The 4967-nt window shown below is 37.6% G+C and carries 6 protein-coding genes; all 6 read left to right on the top strand.

The window, feature by feature from the left end:
- Positions 1-239: 239 nt before the first annotated feature.
- The 6 genes from FC65_RS08665 (at position 240) to FC65_RS08640 (ending at position 4690) form a co-directional block, all read left to right on the top strand.
- Positions 240-674, top strand: a complete 435-nt coding sequence (locus FC65_RS08665; RefSeq protein WP_056972371.1) for a flagellar protein FlaG — start codon at positions 240-242, stop codon at positions 672-674.
- 8 nt (positions 675-682) lie between these two features.
- A complete protein-coding gene (gene fliD / locus FC65_RS08660; protein WP_056972370.1) occupies positions 683-2143 on the top strand; it encodes a flagellar filament capping protein FliD in 1461 nt (486 codons plus the stop codon).
- A gap of 27 nt (positions 2144-2170) precedes the next feature.
- Positions 2171-2500 (top strand): hypothetical protein, encoded by a 330-nt coding sequence (locus FC65_RS08655; RefSeq protein ID WP_056972368.1) that lies wholly within the window; start codon positions 2171-2173, stop codon positions 2498-2500.
- Between the two features lie 61 nt (positions 2501-2561).
- On the top strand, positions 2562-2951 hold the full coding sequence (gene fliS, locus FC65_RS08650; protein WP_056972366.1) for a flagellar export chaperone FliS: 390 nt from the start codon (positions 2562-2564) through the stop codon (positions 2949-2951).
- Positions 2952-3084: 133 nt separating this feature from the next.
- Entirely contained in the window at positions 3085-3867 is a 783-nt protein-coding gene (locus tag FC65_RS08645) for a MotA/TolQ/ExbB proton channel family protein (RefSeq protein ID WP_056972364.1), read from the top strand.
- A 22-nt stretch (positions 3868-3889) separates the two neighbouring features.
- Positions 3890-4690, top strand: a complete 801-nt coding sequence (locus tag FC65_RS08640) for an OmpA family protein (RefSeq protein ID WP_056972362.1) — start codon at positions 3890-3892, stop codon at positions 4688-4690.
- Positions 4691-4967 lie beyond the last annotated feature (277 nt).

The following is a 4967-nucleotide window of genomic DNA, read 5'->3' as shown; positions in this document are numbered from 1 at the left end:
GTTAAGCGCAAGCTTTTGCATTTCGTAACCTGACTAAAAAACAAGGTGGAGCAAATCGGAAACTTCCGAGCATTGGAACAACAGACTTTGAAACTTGGCATCGAAATTTGTTGCTTAGATAAGCCGAAGAAGTTGACTTGTGCAACCTGATTAAGTTAAAAGATGGGTAGGGAGAATTTAACAAGAAATGAAATATTGGAGTGAATATATGTAGGACACAGAAAGAAGGGACAGGTAACATGCAGATCAATAATATTCCACCAGTTGACCCCACGCCGGCTGTTAATAAAATCCAGAAAGTTGCAACTGATAGTTATGAAATGGATACTTCATTAATGGACGAATCGTTCATTCGCAAAGATCAGGAAAAATATTTGGGTAAACTTTTTCATTTAAATGATGGTAAAAACGTTAAAGAAGTTGAAGATTCAGCCGATAATGTAGTTGTAGATCCGCAAGAACTGCAAAAAGCAGTTGAAACACTGAATAAAAAGATACTGGGCCGCGATTTTAAATTGAAATTCGAAATTCACCAGCGGACTGGACGGCAGTACGTTGAAATGGTGGATATGCAAAGCGGTAAAGTGTTAAAAGAGATTCCTTCTCATAAAATGCTTGATGTTTTGGGAAAAATCTGGGATCAGATGGGAATTGCGGTCGATAAGAAAGGATAGTGACGTAAATGGCTGATATTACAAGTGCTACTTCAGCACCAAATGCTGGGCTCAGCTTTTTGGGCCAGTACTCTGGGATCACAACGGATGTTGTTGACCAGTTGATCGAGGCTGAATCTGGTGGAAAAACGCTATTACAAAACAAAGTTACCAAATATAACCAGGAAAAATCTGCCTGGAGTGAAATTTCATCGGCTTTAAGTAATTTTCAAACTAAGCTTAAATCCTTGCAGAATAATGACAGTTATTATTCTAAAATTGCTAAAAGTTCGAATGAAGATCTAGCAACGATCTCAGGAAATTCTGACGCCAAAAATGGTGGCGATTTTGAGTTGTTGGTCAGTCAGTTAGCTAAACAAACTAAGTTGACTGGCAGCCAGGTCAGTGCAGCAGAAACGAATAGCACTGATCTTAACTTGAACGGGAAACTGACTTTTACTTATCAAGGAGAAAAAACTGACGATAGTCCAGAAACTGTTGATATTGATATTACAGAGAAGGATTCACTACTCGATATTGCTGATAAGATCAATAAAGAATCAAAAAATATTGGTGTTTCGGCAGTGGTGATCAACAAGCGTCTAGTTTTGACGAATAATAAGTCAGGTGCCAAAGAAACAACACTGGATCAAACAAAGAATACAGCTACTTTAGCTGCCTTAGGCTTAAACGCTTCCGCTGATCTGGGTCAGGCTGCCAAGTATAGTTTAGACGGTATTGACATGGAAAGTGACAGCAACATAATTTCCGATGCTATCGATGGTGCGACGATCACCTTGAAAAAAGAGATCAAGCCTGAAGATGCAGTTACTCTATCATTGAAGAATGATGATTCTAAGACAGTTAAGGCCGCTACTGATTTTGTAACACAATACAATAATTTAATGAGTTTGATCAAAAATGACTTGGATGTTGGCGACCCGTCAGCTTCCACAGCGGATAGTTCTTCGACTAATGTTCAAGGTAAGCTGGTTGGCGATTCGACCTTGCAACGGCTACAGTCATCTTTGAGAAATATGATCACACAAGCCGATAAAGATAATGGTGCTAGTCTGAGTCCCTTCGATATGGGCTTTTCTGTTGACAAGGATGGTGTTTTGAGCCTTGATGAGGACAAGTTTAAGTCACAGTTAGCTGATTCACCGGAAAAAGTCCATGACTTTTTCTATGTTCAAGGTGAGGACAGCTTCGACGAAAGTACTGACACGGGCTATACCGCTAAATTAAATAATTTGGTCAATGAATTTATTAGCAACGATGCTACTAAAAAAGGGATCATTACTAATAAAAGCGACAGTATTGATAAGATGGTCAAAGACTTGAATTCGCAGATCGATGACTTCACCGCGCGTCTGACCGATAAACGGGAACAATATATTGCACAGTTTACTCAGTTAGACTCGATCATGATGCAAGCCGATTCACAAATGCAGTACATGCAAAGTCAGCTGGGTGTAGATCAACAATAATAACGATCATAAAAGAGGTGTAGAAGTTTGGGAGAACAAGAAATTGAACGAATATTAACAGATTTAAAGCAAAATATGAAAAACTGGGATCAATCAACTTTCTCAATCCCGGCTTTACTACAAGCTAATGATCAATTATTGACTCAATTGCAGGAAACTGAGTCAAACTTGTCAGCGCCGCAAAAAGAAGTTTTACAACAAGTTATGTCTGAATATCAGAGTCTGATGCAAGTAACGGTGAAAGAGAAGAAAAAAGTGTTGCAACAATTAAAGAGTTTAGATCGTCAAAAGTCTTCCAGGGGTGGGACTTACCACAAAAAAATTATCGATGGGACGATGATCGAACTGAAATATTGATCCGCAACTCCAAGCTGGGATTACAAAAAATAGTTAAATTGATGGCGGAGGAATTGAATTAATGGATGTAAAACAGAGACAAAAGCAACGTGATTTTTACTTGAAGAATCAAGTGTTGACTGCTTCGCCTAACAAGTTGATCAGTTTATTGATCTCTGGAGGCATTAAAGCAATCAAATTAGCTGAAACCTCATTAGATCAAAATGATATGGTAAAGGCAAACCATGAATTGCTTAGAGCTCAAGACATTGTTGATGAACTTAAATTTTCACTAGATCATTCAGTTGAGAGTCAAATTACGGTAGACTTAGATCGTTTATATAATTTTATCACGCAACAGTTAGTGGCCGCTAATGTCAGCAAAGACCAGGAAAAACTGCCGCCAATTGTTAAATTGCTAGAAGAATTATTAGAAACTTGGAATGAAGTCAGCCAAAAACAAAATATTTAGTAAAACTACTACAGAACTGACAGCAGTTTTGTAGTGGTTTTATTTTTTTGAAAATTTTTTTAATAAGTTTGCTTAAATCTTTTCATTTTTGTCCGATAAGTAAAAGTGGAAGATCAAAGAGGAGGAGAAACAAATGGACCTGTTTTTACTGATCGGTATTTGTGCCGCATTGGTTATCGTGGTGGCAGCGATGATTTTAAAGGGTGCTAGCCTAGCCATGCTATTTAGCCCTGAAGCCATGATGATTATTTTTGGGGGGATCATTGTAGCGCTGATCAATACATATCCGTTAGCTGACATCAAACGTTTACCAGGAATTTTTAAAGTATTATTTCAATCAAAAAAGTATGATTACCGCGCAACAATCGATAAATTAGTAGAACTATCAAATGTTGCCAGGCGTGAAGGATTATTGGCCTTGGAAACACCTGTTAATAATTTGGATCCTGAAAAAGATGCCTTTTTAAAACGCGGCATGGAGATGGTGGTTGATGGGATCGATAAAGAAGAGATCCAAGAAATCATGGAAAATGAGATTTCATCGATCGAGGAACGTCATGCTAAAGGAACTGCCATGATGCAAACTGCCGGCAGTACTTCACCCACACTTGGTGTGATGGGTGCCGTGATCGGCTTGATCGGTGCACTTGGACACTTAGATAACGTTAGTGTATTGGGAGAGTCGATCTCATCGGCCTTTGTTGCGACGTTATTTGGTATTTTTATGGGATACTTAGTGTTCATGCCTTTTGCTAAAAGACTGCAACGTAAATCAGAACAAGAAATTCAAAATTTAGAACTGATCATGGCAGGAACATTGGCGATCGAAGAAGGAGTTTCAGCGAAAACAATGGAAAAGAACCTTGAAAGTATGATCAGTGAAACAAATCGAGCCGATATCGGAAAAAATAAATAGTACTTAAAGGAGTGGGACAATCATGCGTAAGAAAAAGAAAAAAAATGATAGTGATAGTGAAGCATGGATGCTCCCTTATTCTGACATGTTAACATTGCTACTTGCCCTGTTTATTGTGATGTTTTCTTCAGCCAAGGTCGATGATAGTAAGTTCCAAAAAATCAGTTCAGAGTTTGGGTCGATCATGGCTTTGTCACCAGAGCAACAAAATCATAAAAGTGCGGCAGTCGGTGGATCAAACGCAATCGAACTTGATTCACCGTCAGTAAATAATAAAGAAAAAGATAGTCAGGCACCGGACCCTAAAACTAAAAAAGCAGCGATCAAACAAGAAAATGGAGTAAAGGGCAGTATTTCGCAACAGAATCAAGAACAACGGTTAAAAGAAATTGCGAAGAGTTTAAATCAGACCGCTGCAGAGATGAATCTAGGAAAGAATACAAAAGCTTCAATTAAATCCGACGGATTACATTTAAATTTGGATAGTAATATTTTATTTGACAGTGGTAGTGCGGATCTGACTGCCGATTCTGCTGCAGCTTTAAAGGAACTGGGACCAAAGATTCAACAACTGAAAGAAAATGAGGTTATTATTGCTGGTTATACAGATAATGTGCCGCAAGAATCGAAAGACTATCCAAGTAACTGGGAATTGAGTGCTGCTCGAGCAGTTTCAGTCATGCGGTTCTTTGTGCAGCAAAAGGCAGTGACGGAAGGCAACGTCTCAATTGAAGCTTTTGGTGAAAATAACCCCAAAGCAACTAATGATACACCAGCAGGACGTGCTAAAAATAGGAGAGTGGAACTAGTGATAAAAAAATAAACTGAGCAAACTATTATTGAAAAATAGATGAAGTACATTTTCACTATTGGAATAGTGAAAAATCAAAAGTGGATAGGTAATTTGGTTATTCAGTAAGAGAATCTTGTTTTCTCCACAAAAATTATTTCAAGAAGAATAATTTATAAAATATGATATAGGTAAAAAATGCCAAAAAATTGACTAATTTTTAAAATTGTATATTAACGAGTAGATTTATCAGACATTATTTAAATTTATATATAAATTAGTACGTGTGGTGCTAGTTTGTAACATTTAG

Origin of the sequence: Ligilactobacillus acidipiscis DSM 15836 (assembly GCF_001435755.1) — a bacterium.
Taxonomy (GTDB): Bacteria; Bacillota; Bacilli; order Lactobacillales; family Lactobacillaceae; genus Ligilactobacillus; species Ligilactobacillus acidipiscis.
This window is presented reverse-complemented; position numbering and strand designations above follow the sequence as displayed.

Coding starts and splice junctions, on each gene's coding strand:
- FC65_RS08665 (WP_056972371.1), top strand. CDS start 240: ATGCAGATCAATAATATTCCACCAGTTGACCCCACGCCGGCTGTTAAT.
- fliD (WP_056972370.1), top strand. CDS start 683: ATGGCTGATATTACAAGTGCTACTTCAGCACCAAATGCTGGGCTCAGC.
- fliS (WP_056972366.1), top strand. CDS start 2,562: ATGGATGTAAAACAGAGACAAAAGCAACGTGATTTTTACTTGAAGAAT.
- FC65_RS08645 (WP_056972364.1), top strand. CDS start 3,085: ATGGACCTGTTTTTACTGATCGGTATTTGTGCCGCATTGGTTATCGTG.
- FC65_RS08640 (WP_056972362.1), top strand. CDS start 3,890: ATGCGTAAGAAAAAGAAAAAAAATGATAGTGATAGTGAAGCATGGATG.